Genomic DNA, 18,248 nt, shown 5'->3' on the forward strand with positions numbered 1-18,248 from the left:
ATTTCAAAGGCTTGGCACCAGCCTGCGCGAAGGGTTCGAGAGCAATTCGCCGCGCCATCAAGACGATCATTCACACCACGAATAGTTTAATTGTGACTGACGGTTCACTTTCGACCTTTGACAGCGGCGTTTCTTGTCTATATTTTTTCGAATGCGAATACTGTACGAATGAGCACAAAGCAGCACCCGGCAGTAAACCAGAAAGAGGATGGGGATCCTGTTCTGGTGAAAATCGCGCTTTGCCCACGATGACAAAGCGCCAGACAACAACAAAAAAGAGGTTTTCGATGACAACTGCTTTAAAACAACCGCCACTCTCCAGCCAATGCATGGCCGAATTCCTCGGCACCGCCCTGTTGATCTTTTTCGGCACCGGTTGCGTTGCTGCGCTCAAGGTCGCGGGTGCCAGCTTCGGTTTGTGGGAAATCAGCATTATCTGGGGCGTCGGCGTCAGCATGGCGATCTACCTCACCGCCGGGATTTCCGGGGCGCATCTCAATCCAGCCGTCAGCATCGCCCTGAGCATTTTCACCGATTTCGAAAAGCGCAAACTGCCCTTCTACATCCTCGCCCAAGTAGCTGGCGCGTTTTGCGGTGCCCTGTTGGTTTACACCCTCTACAGCAATCTGTTCTTCGATTACGAACAAACTCACCAAATGGTTCGTGGCACTCAGGCCAGCCTTGAGTTGGCCTCGGTGTTCTCCACATTCCCGCACCCTGCGCTGTCTACAGCCCAGGCGTTTCTGGTTGAAGTGGTCATCACCGCGATCCTCATGGGCGTGATCATGTCCCTGACTGACGACAACAATGGCTTGCCCAAAGGCCCGCTGGCGCCACTGTTGATCGGCCTGTTGATTGCGGTGATTGGCAGCTCGATGGGCCCGCTGACCGGTTTTGCGATGAACCCGGCGCGTGATTTCGGACCCAAGCTGATGACTTTCTTTACCGGTTGGGGTGAAATTTCCCTCACCGGCGGGCGCGATATCCCGTATTTCCTGATTCCGATCTTTGCACCGATTGTCGGTGCCTGCCTCGGCGCTGCTGCTTATCGCGGGCTGATTGCCCGTCATTTGCCGAGCGCCGAACCTGCTACAAAGGACGCAGCACCGGCCATTGACGGCAAACCAAGAACTTCTTGATACCGTTGGCGCGTGATCCTGCCCATTTGATCGCGCGCCTGACCTCACTTCTTTTTCGTCCAAGGCAATCGACATGACCGATATTCAGAATAAGAACTACATCATTGCCCTTGATCAGGGTACGACCAGCTCCCGCGCGATCATTTTCGATCGCGACGCGAACGTGGTCTGCACCGCGCAGCGCGAATTCGTTCAGCATTACCCGCAAGCCGGTTGGGTCGAACATGACCCGATGGAAATCTTCGCGACGCAAAGCGCCGTGATGGTCGAGGCCCTGGCGCAAGCCGGCCTGCATCACGATCAGGTCGCCGCCATCGGCATCACCAACCAGCGTGAAACCACCGTGGTCTGGGACAAGACCACCGGCCGCCCGATCTACAACGCGATTGTCTGGCAGTGCCGCCGCAGCACCGAGATCTGCCAGCAGCTCAAGCGCGATGGCCACGAGCAATACATCAGCGAAACCACCGGCCTGGTCACCGACCCGTATTTCTCCGGCACCAAACTCAAGTGGATCCTCGACAACGTCGAAGGCAGCCGCGAGCGTGCGCGCAACGGCGAACTGCTGTTCGGCACCATCGACAGCTGGCTGATCTGGAAATTTACCGGCGGCAAAGTCCACGTCACCGACTACACCAACGCCTCGCGCACCATGCTCTTCAACATCCACTCGCTGGAGTGGGACGCGAAGATGCTGGAGATCCTCGACATCCCGCGCGAGATGCTCCCGCAAGTTAAGTCTTCCTCGGAAATCTACGGCCACACCAAAAGCGGGATCGCCATTGGCGGCATCGCCGGTGACCAACAGGCTGCCCTGTTCGGCCAGATGTGCGTCGAGCCCGGCCAGGCGAAAAACACCTACGGCACCGGTTGCTTCCTGCTGATGAACACCGGCGGCAAAGCGGTGAAATCCCAGCACGGCATGCTCACCACCATCGCTTGCGGGCCGAAAGGCGAAGTGGCCTACGCACTGGAAGGCGCAGTGTTCAACGGCGGTTCGACCGTGCAGTGGCTGCGTGACGAACTGAAAATCATCAACGACGCGCACGACACTGAATACTTCGCCAGCAAGGTCAAGGACAGCAACGGCGTGTACCTGGTGCCGGCGTTTACCGGTCTGGGCGCGCCGTACTGGGACCCGTATGCCCGTGGCGCGTTGTTCGGTCTGACCCGCGGCGTGCGCGTTGATCACATCATCCGCGCCGCGCTGGAATCGATCGCTTACCAGACCCGCGACGTCCTCGACGCCATGCAGCAGGACTCCGGCGAACGCCTGAAATCCCTGCGCGTGGACGGCGGCGCAGTGGCCAACAACTTCTTGATGCAGTTCCAGGCCGACATCCTCGGCACTCAGGTCGAGCGTCCGCAAATGCGCGAAACCACCGCACTCGGCGCCGCCTACCTGGCCGGCCTGGCATGCGGCTTCTGGGGCAGCCTCGACGAGTTGCGTGGCAAGGCTGTGATCGAGCGTGAATTCGAACCGGCACTGGACGAAAGCGCCAAGGAAAAACTCTACGCCGGCTGGAAGAAAGCGGTCAGCCGCACGCGCGATTGGGAACCGCACGAAGGCGCTGAATAAGCCAAGCTGAGGACTCGTATCGGTATGTAACTGGCAGGGAGTGGATTCGTGCGGCATCATGGGCAAATTTTGCACGGCAGCCCAAAGGAAGCCCCATGAATCTGCCTCCCCGTCAGCAACAAATCCTCGAGCTGGTCCGCGAACGCGGCTACGTGAGCATCGAGGAAATGGCCACGCTGTTCGTCGTTACACCGCAAACCATTCGCCGCGACATCAATCAACTCGCGGAAGCCAATTTGCTGCGTCGCTACCACGGCGGCGCTGCCTACGATTCCAGTGTCGAAAACACCGCTTACGCCATGCGCGCCGACCAGATGCGCGATGAAAAGCAGCGTATCGGTGAAGCCATTGCCGCACAGATTCCCGACCACGCCTCGCTGTTCATCAATATCGGCACCACCACCGAATCGATTGCCCGGGCGCTGCTCAATCACAATCACCTGAAGATCATCACCAACAACCTGCACGTGGCTTCCATGCTCAGCGCCAAGGACGACTTCGATGTCCTGCTGACGGGCGGCAATGTGCGGCGCGACGGCGGCGTGGTCGGTCAGGCGAGTGTCGATTTCATCAACCAGTTCAAGGTGGATTTCGCCCTGGTCGGCATCAGCGGGATCGATGAAGACGGCAGTTTGCTGGACTTCGATTATCAGGAAGTGCGCGTTTCGCAAGCGATCATCGCCAATGCACGCCAGGTGATTCTGGCGGCGGACTCGAGCAAATTCGGGCGCAACGCCATGATTCGCCTCGGGCCGATCAGCTTGATCGATTGTCTGGTGACGGATCAGCAGCCTGTTCCGGCGCTGGCGCAGTTGTTGAGTCAGCACAAGATTCGGCTGGAAGTCGTGTAAGCACATCGACCCCTTGTGGCGAGGGGGCTTGCCCCCGTTGGGCCGCGAAGCGGTCCCAAAACCATTCACAGCCAATCCCTCAGTCAAACATCGCAACCCGCTCTGCGACTGCTGCGCAGTCGAACGGGGGCAAGCCCCCTCGCCACAAAACCACGTCTAAATGTTCGTAAATTTTCCTTTCTCAGCCCTTCGATCAGTATTTTCAATCGAAGTCGACTGGCTGTGCGCGGCTTTATGGGCTACCATTTTCGAAAATGAACATTAATGTTCGAATTCCAATATCGAAAATCATAAAAAGCCCGAGGCCAGCCGATGCCCACTTCTACCTTGCCTACGCCCCCTCTCGCCGAGGTCTACGATATCGCCGTCATCGGTGGTGGGATCAATGGCGTGGGGATCGCAGCGGATGCCGCCGGTCGCGGTCTTTCGGTGTTCCTTTGTGAAAAAGACGACTTGGCCAGCCACACCTCGTCGGCCAGCAGCAAGCTGATCCACGGTGGCCTGCGCTACCTCGAACATTACGAATTCCGTCTGGTGCGTGAAGCCCTCGCCGAGCGCGAAGTGTTGTTGGCCAAAGCCCCGCACATCGTCAAGCAGATGCGCTTCGTGCTGCCGCATCGGCCGCACCTGCGTCCGGCGTGGATGATCCGCGCTGGTCTGTTCCTGTATGACAACCTTGGCAAACGGGAAAAACTCGAAGGCTCGAAAAGCCTGAAGTTCGGCCCGGACAGCCCGCTGAAAAGCGAAATCACCAAAGGCTTCGAATACTCCGATTGCTGGGTCGACGACGCCCGCCTCGTAGTACTGAACGCCATGGCCGCCCGCGAAAAAGGCGCGCACGTTCACACCCAGACCCGTTGCGTCAGCGCCCGACGCACCAAAGGCCTGTGGCACCTGCACCTGGAACGCGCCGACGGCAGCCTGTTTTCGATTCGCGCCAAAGCGCTGGTGAACGCCGCCGGTCCTTGGGTTGCCAAGTTCATTCGTGACGACCTGAAAATGGAATCGCCGTACGGCATCCGCTTGATTCAGGGCAGCCACCTGATCGTGCCGAAACTGTACGAGGGCGAACACGCGCACATTCTGCAAAACGAAGATCAGCGCATCGTCTTCACCATTCCGTACCTGAACCACTTCACCCTGATCGGCACCACCGACCGCGAGTACACCGGTGACCCGGCTGCCGTGGCGATCACCGAGGGTGAAACCGATTACCTGTTGAAAGTGGTCAATGCGCACTTCAAGAAGCAAGTCAGCCGCGATGACATTCTGCACAGCTATTCCGGCGTGCGTCCGCTGTGCAATGACGAGTCCGATAACCCTTCGGCCGTGACCCGCGACTACACGCTGGCGTTGTCCGGCACTGGCGAAGAAGCGCCGCTGCTGTCGGTGTTCGGCGGCAAGCTGACGACCTACCGCAAGTTGGCGGAATCGGCGATGGCGCAACTGGCGCCGTACTTCTCGCACATCAAACCGAGCTGGACCGCCAAAGCGACCCTGCCCGGCGGCGAAGACATGACCACCCCGCAAGCGCTGGCCGCGAAAATCCGCGACCAGTTCGACTGGGTGCCAACCGAAATCGCGCGCCGCTGGGCCACCACTTACGGCAGCCGCACCTGGCGCATGCTCGAAGGTGTGCAGAGCCTGAATGACTTGGGCGAGCACATCGGCGGCGGTCTCTACACTCGCGAAGTCGATTACCTGTGCAGTGAAGAATGGGCCACCACCGCCCACGACATCCTCTGGCGTCGCAGCAAACTCGGCTTGTTCACCACCCCGGATGAGCAGCAGAAACTGGCTGATTACCTGAGCAAGGTCGAACAGAACCGCAGCAAGATCGAAGCGGCCTGATCGGGTAACCGGTTAAAGCAAAGCCCCTGAATCGTGAGGTTCGGGGGCTTTTTGCATTCCGCGGATCACCATCGCCCCTGTGGGAGCAAGGCTTGCCCGCGATGGCGTCTTCACAGAAATGGTTGTTTTGACTGATACACCGCCATCGCGGGCAAGCCTTGCTCCTACAGATACTCGTGGCATTCGGTTTTCCGAACGCGACTTGGCAGTCAATTCGGATTACCGGATAACCTTGTAACAAATTCTCCGTCACGAAAACTTAATAGCCTTATAAATCAACACTTTGATCTGCGGCGACTGGTCTGGCACGAGTCATGCTCTACACTCTTGGACGAACGTATTGGCGAGCGACCTTTCAGGCGCCGCCCTGCGATCGAAGCACAAAAGGGCCGACGAACTGGCTCCATAAAAAAAACAATGTCGAGGAAAATTTGATGCGCATCGTTCCCCATATCCTGGGCGCAGCCATTGCTGCCGCTCTGATTAGCACTCCAGTTTTCGCTGCCGAGCTCACCGGCACACTGAAGAAGATCAAAGAGTCCGGCGTCATCACCCTCGGGCATCGCGACGCTTCCATTCCGTTTTCCTATATCGCGGATGCTTCCGGCAAGCCAGTTGGCTACTCCCACGATATCCAGCTGAAAATCGTCGAAGCCATCAAGAAAGACCTCGACCTGCCAAACCTCCAGGTCAAATACAACCTGGTCACCTCGCAAACCCGTATTCCGCTGGTGCAAAACGGTACCGTGGACGTCGAGTGCGGCTCCACCACCAACAACGTCGAGCGTCAGCAGCAAGTTGACTTCTCCGTCGGCATCTTCGAAATCGGCACCCGTCTGCTGTCCAAGAAAGACTCGAAGTACAAGAACTTCGATGATCTGAAAGGCAAGAACGTCGTGACCACCGCTGGCACCACGTCCGAGCGCATCCTCAAGTCGATGAACGCCGACAAGCAGATGGGCATGAACGTTATCTCCGCCAAAGACCATGGCGAGTCCTTCCAGATGCTGGAATCGGGGCGCGCTGTGGCGTTCATGATGGACGACGCCCTTCTGGCCGGTGAAGCCGCCAAAGCCAAGAAGGCCACCGACTGGGAAGTGACCGGTGATCCGCAGTCCTACGAGATCTACGGCTGCATGGTGCGCAAGGGTGATGCACCGTTCAAGAAGGCTGTAGACGACGCCATCGTGGCGACCTACAAGTCGGGCGAGATCAACAAGATCTACGACAAATGGTTCATGGCGCCAATCCCGCCTAAAGGCTTGAACCTGAACTTCCCGATGAGCGACGAGCTCAAGGCCCTGATCGCCAATCCGACCGATAAAGCGGCTGACGACAAGAAGTCCTGATTTCTGACTAATCTTATCTCCTGAGAGGGCCGCGACCCTTTCAGGAGGTAGTCACTCCCTGCTGGTATATTCTGGAAACACTCGAACCGGTGGCTGTCGAGCCGATCGCGTGTGCCTGATCTTCACGATCAGGCGGGAACGGAGCTTCCCCAGGCGGGCATTTGCATACTGATCGATCCGAGGGGAGACCCTGATGAATTACACATGGGACTGGGGCGTGTTCTTCAAGTCCACCGGCGTGGGCAGCGAGACCTATCTCGACTGGTTCATTTCCGGCCTGGGCTGGACCATCGCCATCGCCGTCGTAGCCTGGATTATCGCGCTGACGCTGGGCTCGATCCTGGGCGTCATGCGTACCGTGCCAAACCGCGTCGTTGCCGGCATTGCGACCTGCTACGTCGAACTCTTTCGTAACGTGCCGCTGCTGGTTCAGCTGTTCATCTGGTACTTCCTGGTGCCGGACCTGCTGCCGCAAGACTTGCAGGACTGGTACAAACAAGACCTCAACCCGACTACCTCGGCTTACCTGAGCGTTGTCGTGTGCCTGGGCTTGTTCACCGCCGCTCGCGTTTGCGAACAAGTGCGCACTGGCATCCAGGCACTGCCGCGCGGCCAGGAATCCGCCGCTCGCGCGATGGGTTTCAAGCTGCCGCAGATCTACTGGAATGTGCTGCTGCCCCAGGCTTACCGCATCATTATTCCGCCGCTTACCTCGGAATTTCTCAACGTGTTCAAGAACTCGTCGGTAGCCTCGCTGATCGGCCTGATGGAACTGCTTGCGCAGACCAAACAGACCGCCGAGTTCTCCGCCAACCTGTTCGAAGCTTTCACCCTGGCCACGCTGATCTACTTCACGCTGAACATGAGCCTGATGCTGCTGATGCGTCTGGTCGAGAAGAAAGTCGCCGTGCCGGGCCTGATCTCGCTAGGGGGTAAATGATGGAATTCGACTTCTCGGGCATCATCCCTTCCCTGCCGGGTCTGTGGAATGGCATGGTCATGACCCTGCAACTGATGGCGCTGGGCGTCGTCGGCGGGATCATCCTCGGCACGATTCTGGCGCTGATGCGCTTGTCGCATAACAAGCTGCTGTCGAACTTGGCCGGCGCGTACGTCAACTATTTCCGCTCGATTCCGTTGCTGCTGGTCATCACCTGGTTCTACCTGGCGGTGCCGTTCGTGCTGCGCTGGATCACCGGTGAAGACACGCCGATTGGCGCATTCGCTTCCTGCATCGTTGCATTCATGATGTTCGAAGCCGCGTACTTCTGCGAAATCGTCCGGGCTGGGGTGCAATCGATCTCCAAAGGCCAGATGGGCGCCGCCCAGGCTTTGGGCATGACTTACGGCCAGATGATGCGTTTGATCATCCTGCCGCAAGCGTTCCGCAAGATGACCCCGCTGCTGCTGCAACAGAGCATCATCCTGTTTCAGGACACCTCGCTGGTGTACGCAGTCGGTCTGGTGGACTTCCTCAATGCTTCGCGCGCCAGTGGCGACATCATCGGTCGCTCCAATGAGTTCCTGATTTTCGCAGGTCTCACGTACTTCATAATCAGCTTTGCCGCCTCGCTGCTGGTCAAGCGTCTGCAAAAAAGGTTTGCCGTATGATCTCTATCAAGAACATCAACAAGTGGTATGGCGACTTCCAGGTGCTGACTGATTGCAGCACCGAGGTCAAAAAAGGCGAAGTGATCGTGGTGTGCGGGCCGTCCGGCTCGGGCAAATCGACCCTGATCAAATGCGTCAACGCCCTGGAACCGTTCCAGAAAGGTGACGTGGTTGTCGATGGCACGTCCATCGCCGACCCGAAGACCGATTTGCCGAAACTGCGTTCGCGCGTGGGCATGGTGTTCCAGCATTTCGAGCTGTTCCCGCACCTGTCGATCACCGAAAACCTGACCATCGCGCAGATCAAGGTGTTGGGCCGCAGCAAGGAAGAGGCCACCAAGAAAGGCCTGCAATTGCTCGAGCGCGTCGGCTTGTCGGCGCACGCTCACAAGCATCCCGGCCAGCTCTCCGGTGGCCAGCAACAGCGCGTGGCGATTGCCCGTGCGCTGGCGATGGACCCGATCGTCATGCTGTTCGACGAACCGACCTCGGCGCTCGACCCGGAAATGGTCAACGAAGTGCTCGATGTAATGGTGCAACTGGCCCACGAAGGCATGACCATGATGTGCGTAACCCACGAAATGGGCTTCGCCCGTAAAGTGGCCGACCGCGTGATCTTCATGGACCAGGGCAAGATCATCGAAGACTGCCCGAAAGAGGAGTTCTTCGGCGACATCAGCGCCCGCTCCGAACGTGCGCAGCATTTCCTCGAGAAGATTTTGCAGCACTAAGGAAGGCACCGCTCCCCACCTGTGGGAGCGGGCTTGTGTGGCGAGGGGGCTTGCCCCCGTTCGGCTGCGAAGCAGTCGCATCCCCATTGAATGCGATTTGACTTTGAAGAGCCGGGGCCGCTTCGCGACCCTACGAGGGCAAGCCCCCTCGCCACATGCCCGCTCCCACAAGGGACTGCGGCGATTCACAAGCAAGTGTTGTGGTTGACCCAAGGCATCTGTGATGAAATGCGACCCCACTCTCTATCGCGCCGCGCCGCCATCACTCGCCGTGAAACCCCGTCTGATCCGTCACTTGTTCCTGCCGCCGCTGGTCATCGCCCTGATGATCGGTTTGGGCTACATCGGCTTCTGGATCAGCGAACACTACGGGATTCGCAGCCTCAGCGAGAATGGCCAGCGTCAGCTCGAACTGCACGCCCGCGCCGTCGAGAGCGAGATCAGCAAATACACCTACCTGCCGAGCCTGCTCGAACTGGAATCCGGCGTTTCCAAATTGCTCGACGAGCCGTCGCCGGAAACCCGGCAAACGGTCAACGAATACCTTGAAGGCCTGAACCGGCGCAGCCGCAGTCGGGCCATCTACGTGATGGACACCACCGGCCGCGTGCTGGCCACCAGCAACTGGCGCGATGTCGACAGTTACCTCGGTGAAGACCTGTCCTTCCGCGCTTATTTCCAGAACGCCGTGCGCGGTCAGCCGGGGCGTTTCTACGGCATCGGCAGCACCAACGGCGAACCCGGTTACTACCTGGCCCACGGCCTCGAAGAACACGGCAAGATCATCGGCGTCGCCGTGGTCAAAGTCCGCCTCGAAGCCATGGAAGAACGCTGGCAGCGCGCGCGCCTTGAAGCATTTGTCAGCGACGAAAACGGCATCATTATTCTCTCCAGCGACCCGGCGCGACGCCTCAAATCGGTGGTACCGCTGAGCGACGAGACCAAGGAAAAACTCGCCCGCAGCCTGCAGTATTACTGGTTCCCGCTCAACGAACTGCAACCGCTGGCCCGCGAAACCCTGGCCGAAGGCGTGGAGAAACTGACCTTCCCGGCCAACAGCGAACTGGCCTCCGACGAACAGGAAATCACTTACCTCGCGCAGACCCGGCCATTGAGCGACACGCCGTGGAATTTCACCCTGCTCACGCCGCTCGCGGATTTGCGCCGTGAAGCGATCAATCAGGGGATTCTGGTGGCGGTGGCGTTTGCCCTGGTGGCGTTTTTGCTGATCGCCTGGAACGAGCGACGCAAGGTGATTGCCACCCGCCTCGCCGCCCGCGAAGCCTTGCAGGAAGCCAACAATCAATTGGAACGTCGGATTACCGAACGCACCACAGACCTGCGCGCCAGCAACGATCGGCTCAAGGGCCAGATCCGCGAACGGCGCCAGGCCGAAGAAACCTTGCGCCGCGCGCAGGATGAACTGGTCCAGGCCGGTAAACTGGCGGCCATCGGGCAGATGTCGACCAGCATTGCCCACGAATTGAACCAGCCACTGGCGGCGCTGCGGACCTTGTCCGGCAATACCGTGCGCTTTCTCGAACGCGGGCAACTCGACGTCGCCAGTACCAACCTGAAAACCATCAACGAACTGATCGACCGCATGGGCCGGATCACCGCCAGCTTGCGCTCCTTCGCCCGGCGTGGCGACGACAAGGGTCAGGCCAGCCTCGGCAAAGCGGTCGAGGCCGCGTTGCAATTGCTCGGCAGCCGGATGGAAAGCGCACACCTGCAATTGCACCGCGACTTCAACGACGTGCAAGTGCAGATCGACCAGACCCGGCTCGAGCAAATCCTCGTCAACCTGATCGGCAATGCGCTCGACGCCATGCAATCGCAACCGCTGCCCGCGCTGTGGCTGGAGGGCGAAGAGCACGACGGCAAATATCGCCTGCGGGTGCGCGACAACGGGCACGGCATCGACGCCGAAGCGCGCAAGCATCTGTTCGAACCGTTTTTCACCACCAAACCCGGCGAGCAGGGCCTGGGCCTCGGCCTGACGCTGTCCGCCAGCCTCGCGGCGGCCACCGGCGGCCATTTGGGTGTCGAACACCCGGCCAGCGGTGGTACCACTTTCGTCCTCAGTTTACCGTTGGTAAGCCCCACTCCCGCCGAGCCAATATGAACCACGACCTTAGTGTGCTGATCGTCGAAGACGACCCCCATGTGCTGCTCGGCTGCCAACAGGCGCTGACGCTCGAAGACATTCCCTGCGTCGGCGTCGGCAGCGCCGAAGAAGCCCTGGAGCGAGTCGGCGACAATTTTGCCGGCATCGTCATCAGCGACATTCGCCTGCCGGGCATCGATGGCCTCGAACTGCTGACCCGCCTCAAGGCGCGCGACCGCAGCCTGCCCGTGGTGCTGATTACCGGCCACGGCGACATCTCGATGGCGGTCGGCGCGATGCAAAAAGGCGCTTACGATTTCATGGAGAAACCGTTCTCCCCGGAACGCCTGGTCGACGTCGCGCGCCGCGCGCTGGAGCAACGCAGCCTCGCCCGCGAAGTCTCGTCGCTGCGCCGGCAATTGGCCGAACGCGATTCGCTTGAAGGGCGCATCATCGGCCGTTCGCCGGCCATGCAAAACCTGCGCGAACTGATCGCCAACGTCGCCGACACTTCAGCCAACGTGTTGATCGAGGGTGAAACCGGCACCGGCAAGGAACTGGTCGCGCGTTGCCTGCACGATTTCAGCCGTCGCCACACCCATCAATTCGTCGCGCTGAACTGCGGCGGCCTGCCGGAAAACCTCTTCGAAAGTGAAATCTTCGGCCACGAGGCCAACGCCTTCACCGGCGCCGGCAAACGGCGGATCGGCAAGATCGAGCACGCCGACGGCGGCACGCTGTTTCTCGATGAAGTGGAAAGCATGCCGTTGCCGTTGCAGATCAAATTGCTGCGCGTGTTGCAGGAACGCACCCTCGAACGGCTGGGTTCGAACCAGAGCGTTGCGGTGGATTGCCGGGTGATTGCCGCGACCAAATCCGATCTGGATGAGTCGAGCAAAAAAGGCCAATTCCGCAGCGACCTGTATTACCGCCTCAACGTCGTCACCCTGGAATTGCCACCGCTGCGCGAACGCCGTGAAGACATCCTGCAACTGTTCGAGCACTTCTTGCAGCAGTCATCGCTGCGCTTCGACCGCGCCGTGCCGGAGCTCGACAACCAGACCGTGTCCAACCTGATGAGCCACGATTGGCCGGGCAACGTCCGGGAACTGCGCAACGTCGCCGAACGGTTTGCCCTCGGCCTGCCGGCCTTCAAGAAGTCCGGCGCGAGTGGCAGCAACCACGGCTTGGCGTTCGCCGAAGCGGTGGAAGCGTTTGAGCGCAACTTGCTCAACGACGCGCTGCAACGCAGCGGCGGCAACCTGACCCAGGCCAGCCTGGAACTCGGCATGGCCAAGACCACGCTGTTCGATAAAGTCAAAAAATACGGGCTGAGCCACTGATGGACCTGATTCTGAAAGCAGCGCTGGGCGCGGCGGTGGTGTTGATCCTCGCCGCGCTGGCGAAGACCAAAAACTATTACATCGCCGGGCTGGTGCCACTGTTTCCGACCTTCGCCCTGATCGCCCATTACATCGTCGGCAAGGGCCGTTCGCTGGACGACTTGAAGACCACCATTGTGTTTGGCATGTGGTCGATCATCCCGTACTTCATCTACCTCGCGACGTTGTACGTGATGGTCGACCGTTTGCGCCTGGAGGCGTCACTGGCGGTGGCGGCGCTGGCGTGGTTGATCGCTGCCAGCGTGCTGGTGTCGGTGTGGGTGCGGCTGCACAGCTGAGCTGAGCTGAGCAACTGAGCTGGACAGCCGCGTTTTGCCTCAGGTCTGGAACAGCGGTTCGAAATACAGCTCTGCGAACGGTTTGCCGATCGGACCGCGCCAGATCGGGTCGACCGCCGCGCCACTGCTGGCCTGTTTTTGTTGCCACTTCAGACCCAGATCGCGCTGATCAGGTGTTTTCAGGTGCGCCTTGTCGAAGCGATTGAACAGCGGTTTGGCCGAACTGAAATGAAAATGCGCGTACCACAAAGGTTGCGGCGGATCGACGGTCAGGTTGAGCACTTCGAACTCCTGAAGGAAATCCAGGCGTCCATCGGCGCGCCTGCCTTGCTCCACCAGCGTGCCGACCTTGCGTATTTTTATCAGCGGTTGCCCCGCAGGTGCCAACTCGTGCAGCTCATGCAGGTAGCCTTCGGTCGGTGTCGTGCTGGCGAGCATTTTTTCGATACGCAAATCACGCCCGATCTTGACCAATTCATCTGCCTTGGCATGCAGTTGGGCGATCAGCGGATCGTGCGCCGCAACGCGGTCAACGCGTCGCGCGCGCACGCGCAATTCAGCCGCTTCACTGGTCATCATGTGATCAAGGTCGGCGGGCGACATGTTTTGGCGCGCATAACCGTCGACCTTCCTGCGATAGTCGGCCTGCGCCGCCAAACGCTGACGGGCTTCGCTCAATAGCGACTGGCGGTCGATGATGACGTCTGGCTGCAACGGTTGCGGTGGCAACTGACGCTGATATTTACCCGCACTGGCGGGTAGCCAGTGTTCAACGCGGCCGTCTTCGCCGCTGGTGGCAAAGCTCGTCTGGCGGGTCAGCGGGTCGACCTGTTTCTCACCGACCATCAGGCGATTGCCATCGGTTTCGAAAATTTCCTTGCCGCTGTTCCGGGCATTTGCCGATTGCTTGATGCCGTTCTTGATCCCGTGGCGCGCGTGGTTGCTCATGCGTGTCAGTTGTTCCAGCATCGGCGCAATCCAGGGCCTATCGAAGTGTTGCCCGTAACCCGTCGACCAGACGATCAGGTCACGACTGAACTCGTCGTAGGCCTCGATGCACTCGCTGAGTACCTGATTACGCCGGTGCACATTGGCAATCACATCCGGCAAATCCTGTTGTGTATGCAGCGCGTCATACACCTTGGCCCGCGCGCGCGCCACGCGTCGATGCAGGTAGATCCACGACGAATCAAATACCCGATCGTAGCGCGTCAGCATCGGCAAATAATTAAGCGCCTTGAGGTAATCGCGATTGTTATCGGACAGGGAAACGTTAGCCTTATCCAGCTCCTGGCCCACGTAAGCCTTGTCCGAGCGCGTCTTGATGCGTTGGCGCCACACCTCGATGTTCGCCACGATCGTGTCGATGCTGCGCAGCTCCTCGATCAGCCTCGTGCGTATCTGGTTCATTTGCCGGGCAAGTCGCAAGGCAACCCGGATACTGCCCGCCGGCAAACCGAGCATCTGACTGTTGAGCGCGCCGATGTCGCTCAGGTAATCCAGACAACGATCCCTCGCCAGGCCGCTGCGGTGCAGATTGCGCTCGACCACCACCAATGCCGACTGGCTCATCACCTCCAACGTATTCTGGCGCCGGTTGCCGTGGCTCACGGAAAGCATCTGGCTGGCATGCTCATAACGTTGCGTAGCCAGCTCGATGTCGTAGGCACATTTGCCATCCACCGCGTCCACGGTTGCCCGGCGCGTAGCGGCATCGGCGTTCTGATATTCGCCGAGGGCCGCGTTGCCTCGGCGATGCTGCACGTCGAGTTGCCGCGACAGGGCGTCAATCGTGCGACCCAATCGGCGCTGATGCTCAACTGCGCGATCGGTCAGCCAGCGCGGCAACCAGCGACGAATTACGGCGGGCCAAAACGGCTCGAGCCCATCGGCCAGATGCCCGAGCAGATTGCCGCCACCGGCCAGACCGTCCCCAGCCAGCGTGCCGTGCAGCGCAAAACGTGTATCCCACTGCCCCGCCTCGTCCAGCGCAATCGCCTGTTGATAAGCCCGAGCGCGCGTGCCGGACAACCGCATCGTCCGGTCCACCAGTCGCACCTGATAAATCCGCCCCTCGCGCAGAATGAAATCCCCCGAGGCATGCCGATAAACGTTGCGATACAGGCCGTCGCTGTGCGGTTGCAGGCCTTCCAGCGACACCGCGCCTTCGTACTCATAACCGGCAAACCGGTCGAGGCGAGACTTCACTTTGCGCATCGACGAACGCTGCCATCCCACAGTGCCTGTGAGCAACGCCTTGACCTGGCGCTGGCGAGTCAAAGCACGCGCCACGCCCGGACTGGACGACGCGCCGGGAAGGATGTCCATCGCGGCATCGATCAGCGACAACAACACCGATTCCAGTTGCGTCAGCCCATGCCCCGCTTCGCCGCGCAAGAACGCCGCCGCGGCGAGGTTGGCGCTGTCCCAGGCGTCGTACAGCGCGACGGCGCTGCCCACAAACGGCAGCATGCCGAGGGCCATTTTCAGGTAGTTGAACAGCGCCCCGCCCTGCAAGGCGTAACGCTCCAGCGCCAGAGCGAGGTTGGAACGCGAGCTCGCCCGGTGCGCTTCGATCAAACGGCCCATGTGCGCGTTGAGCAAATGCGCAGCCAGCGAAGTAGTCGCCGGCCACGCGGTGCCGGCACCGATCAAGGCATCAAAATTGCCCCTGCGCGCCTGATTGATCCGGCTGACGTGGTGGGCAACATCACCCTTCAAGGCGCGGCCCGCGAGGTAGTCGACCATCACCGGACGCAGGCACAGGTTGAACAGCAGTTCGCGGGCCGATTCAAGCGTGGCTCGCTGGTGGAAGAACTGACCGTCAGGGCTGTCCGGCAAGTACAGCAACGTTGTCCCGCTGACTTGTTCTTCAATAAACGTCAGCCCCGACAAACTGCTCGGGCCGTCGTCGGTGTCGGGCCCGCCGACAGTCAGATTCACCGGCCGCAAGATAATGCGCTGGCCATTGGCGGCGAACGCCTGGGCCGTATCGGCATCGATTGCCGTGTTGAGAATTTTCCAGCCATCCTCCTGAATCTGCTGTTGCAGCAGCGCCGAGTCACCGCGCATTTTCAGCATCTGGCGGAACGGCTCGGTCAGGCATTCGCGACGGTGCTCGTTGGCGAATGCGGTGGCGGAGGTCGAGCCCATGAAGGCACGGTAAATCAGCCCTTCATAGTGCCCGGCCAAATCCAGGTCAGTGATTAACTGGCGCAGGTACGGCAAGGTCACACCCTGCAGCAGTGCTTCGCGCTCAGTGGCCGAATCGGCGATCACCTCGACCTTCATGAAGGTCATGCGCAACCACAACGGCTGATCGATATTGCCCGGCGCCAATTGCGCGATCGACAGCGTGCTGCGCTGGCTGCTGGCGGTCAGCACATTGCGTTGTGGTGTGCCCGGCGCGGCGCCTTCGACGAGCGTTTTCTGCCAGCTCGTCGAGTCCGGCAGGTCCAGCGTGATGCTGAATCCCTGTTTGAGCGAGAAGTCTTTGCGCAGGCGTTCCTCGACTCGCTTGCGGGCGAAATCATCGCGATGCGGCAGGTCACGCTCAAGCAGCGCGTGCGAGTTTTTCATCGCGTCGATGAACGCCATGACCGCCGTCTTCAGGCTGGCGCGCCGGACCGGTGACGCCTGGCTCAACCACTGCGGCAAATGCCCGGCCAGCGCGTGCGTCTGCTGCTGTTCGAGGACATCCAGGTAAGCCTGCTCGCGCGCCTGATGTACTGGCAAGCCAAGACTGTCGAGGGTTTCCAGCAGGCATTTTTCCAGTTCGACGCGACGCGGCTGCTCATGCGAGGGCAGCGGATTGTCGGTCAACACCTTCGCGACCCGCTGTTCGCAGGCGTACAGCTGATTTTGCAGACTGTATTCAAAGGGATCGCCGGACAGCGGCGAGAGTTGCAACGACCATTCGCTGTCGATGGCCCCGAGTTTGAACACCGCGTGTTCCAGCGCCTGCAACGAGGCAAAACGCTGCAAGCCGCCAGCGCTGCCGGGCCAGTAGAGCAACAACGCGTTGCCCGCGGTTTCAGAGGTGATGACCAGTGGCCCGTCGAGCGTGGTGCTAAGCGTCGGACTCGATACAAGGCTCAAACGGGCGACCATGACTGCCTGGTTGCGGTCGGCGCGTTTGGGATTGTCCAGCACCGCTTGCAGCCACGCCTGCTCAACCTCGCTGATTTGCTGTAACAAACGCTGCACGTCAGCCTCGGCGCGCAACCCAGCCAAACGGGCAAGGTGCAACGCGTCGTAATCGGCGTTCGGCCGCTGGCGCAATTCGAGCAAACGCAATGCCGGGCGGCGGTCGAGCAACGCCTTGGCCGCCGACCGGGCGTTTTCTTCAGCGCTGTCGAGCGCGTCGAGGCAGCGTTTCAGCTGCGCGAGCCGCTCCGGTTGCGCTACGCCTTGTTCATCATCGAGCAGACTTTCGATGGCCAACCGTTGCTGCTCGATTGCGTTACGCCGATGGCTCAATGACAGATCAGCGTTCAGTGAACCGAACAGCGGCACGGCGCGTTCCTCATCTTCGACATCGGTCACGGCAAAGTCGCCGGGCAATGGCGGTGCAGCGAACAGCACTTGTACGAGCCGCTGGCGACTCCACGCTTGCGGCGTTTCGAGGCAATGCGAACGCCAACGTGTCAGCGCTTCGAGCAGCGGATCGGCCGGCGGGCTGTCAATGATGATCGCGGGTGCGATGGAGTCGGTGGTGTGTTGCGACAATCGCTCCAGGCCCAAATGCGCTTGCAGCGCTGCCCGCGTATCGAACGCCAGCAGCGCCGGTTGTCGCGCGGGCAAGTACAGCAGCGGGCCGCTGACCGTGGTGATCACCAGTGCCGCAGCCCATTGCGCGTCTTGCGAGACCTGAGCGCCACCCAGTCGCTCGGTAATCAGCGGTGGCTCCTGCGCCGGGAGTTGCGCGGGGTTTATCAGCGCCTGTGCGGTTTGCAGTTGCGCGGCACTGAGCTGACCTTGGGCGAAGGTCGTCTGCGCAGCGGCATCAAAATGCGCGCGAAAAAGCTCGATCGCGCGCGTCCAGCGTGACACCGCTGTCCCTCGTGCGCGCGCGTTCCACCAATCGTCCCAGCGTTGGCGTAGCGCAGAGTCAGGCGCGTCAGCCATGAGCGCGGCGAATTCTTCCTGGCAGTTTTGCCAACGCCGTACAGCAGCGAGATAAAGGCTCTGATCGCGTCGAGGCAGGTCGTCGAGGGCATCGAAACGAATGTCGCGAACCGGAGCGTGATCGTGAGGTTGTCTGTCCATCCATGGGCCTGATCGAGTCGTCGGCGAGGCCGATCCTCGCCGCTGTTCGGGCCCATTAGAAGGCGTCGGCGATCACGCCGG

Annotated in this window: 12 protein-coding genes; 11 read left to right on the forward strand and 1 reads right to left on the reverse strand. The window is 60.3% G+C overall.

Translation table 11 applies throughout. The features are described 5' to 3' along the window. The first annotated feature begins 287 nt into the window (after positions 1-287). The 11 genes from BI292_RS10365 (at position 288) to BI292_RS10415 (ending at position 12,899) form a co-directional block, all read left to right on the forward strand. Positions 288-1,139 carry an MIP/aquaporin family protein gene (locus tag BI292_RS10365; RefSeq protein WP_092278610.1) on the forward strand — a complete coding sequence of 284 codons (852 nt, stop codon included), beginning with the start codon at positions 288-290 and terminating at the stop codon, positions 1,137-1,139. 73 nt (positions 1,140-1,212) lie between these two features. Further along, the gene (glpK, locus tag BI292_RS10370; protein WP_101207818.1) at positions 1,213-2,718 is read left to right on the forward strand and encodes a glycerol kinase GlpK; all 1,506 of its coding nucleotides are present in this window, start codon (positions 1,213-1,215) and stop codon (positions 2,716-2,718) included. A gap of 95 nt (positions 2,719-2,813) precedes the next feature. Further along, a complete protein-coding gene (locus BI292_RS10375; RefSeq protein WP_007916700.1) occupies positions 2,814-3,569 on the forward strand; it encodes a DeoR/GlpR family transcriptional regulator in 756 nt (251 codons plus the stop codon). A 312-nt stretch (positions 3,570-3,881) separates the two neighbouring features. Beyond that, positions 3,882-5,420, forward strand: a complete 1,539-nt coding sequence (gene glpD, locus BI292_RS10380) for a glycerol-3-phosphate dehydrogenase (RefSeq protein ID WP_101207819.1) — start codon at positions 3,882-3,884, stop codon at positions 5,418-5,420. Between the two features lie 434 nt (positions 5,421-5,854). Further along, the gene (locus BI292_RS10385) at positions 5,855-6,769 is read left to right on the forward strand and encodes a glutamate/aspartate ABC transporter substrate-binding protein (protein WP_092278604.1); all 915 of its coding nucleotides are present in this window, start codon (positions 5,855-5,857) and stop codon (positions 6,767-6,769) included. 193 nt (positions 6,770-6,962) lie between these two features. Beyond that, positions 6,963-7,709 carry an amino acid ABC transporter permease gene (locus BI292_RS10390; RefSeq protein WP_092278602.1) on the forward strand — a complete coding sequence of 249 codons (747 nt, stop codon included), beginning with the start codon at positions 6,963-6,965 and terminating at the stop codon, positions 7,707-7,709. Further along, entirely contained in the window at positions 7,709-8,380 is a 672-nt protein-coding gene (locus BI292_RS10395) for an amino acid ABC transporter permease (RefSeq protein WP_092278600.1), read from the forward strand. Before BI292_RS10390 ends, BI292_RS10395 begins: the two co-directional genes overlap by 1 nt. Next, the gene (locus BI292_RS10400) at positions 8,377-9,111 is read left to right on the forward strand and encodes an amino acid ABC transporter ATP-binding protein (protein WP_092278598.1); all 735 of its coding nucleotides are present in this window, start codon (positions 8,377-8,379) and stop codon (positions 9,109-9,111) included. The genes BI292_RS10395 and BI292_RS10400 overlap by 4 nt, the downstream gene beginning before the upstream one ends. 223 nt (positions 9,112-9,334) lie before the next feature. Then, positions 9,335-11,236 (forward strand): sensor histidine kinase, encoded by a 1,902-nt coding sequence (locus BI292_RS10405; protein ID WP_092278596.1) that lies wholly within the window; start codon positions 9,335-9,337, stop codon positions 11,234-11,236. Beyond that, entirely contained in the window at positions 11,233-12,561 is a 1,329-nt protein-coding gene (locus BI292_RS10410; RefSeq protein WP_101207820.1) for a sigma-54 dependent transcriptional regulator, read from the forward strand. Before BI292_RS10405 ends, BI292_RS10410 begins: the two co-directional genes overlap by 4 nt. A gap of 8 nt (positions 12,562-12,569) precedes the next feature. Next, positions 12,570-12,899 (forward strand): GlpM family protein, encoded by a 330-nt coding sequence (locus BI292_RS10415; RefSeq protein WP_178076567.1) that lies wholly within the window; start codon positions 12,570-12,572, stop codon positions 12,897-12,899. 39 nt (positions 12,900-12,938) lie between these two features. On the opposite strand, the gene BI292_RS10420 is transcribed toward BI292_RS10415, so the two are convergent. Next, on the reverse strand, positions 12,939-18,167 hold the full coding sequence (locus BI292_RS10420) for a dermonecrotic toxin domain-containing protein (RefSeq protein WP_101207821.1): 5,229 nt from the start codon (positions 18,165-18,167) through the stop codon (positions 12,939-12,941). Positions 18,168-18,248: the final 81 nt, after the last annotated feature.

The organism is Pseudomonas sp. 43NM1 (assembly GCF_002836905.1).
Lineage (GTDB): Bacteria > Pseudomonadota > Gammaproteobacteria > Pseudomonadales > Pseudomonadaceae > Aquipseudomonas > Aquipseudomonas prosekii.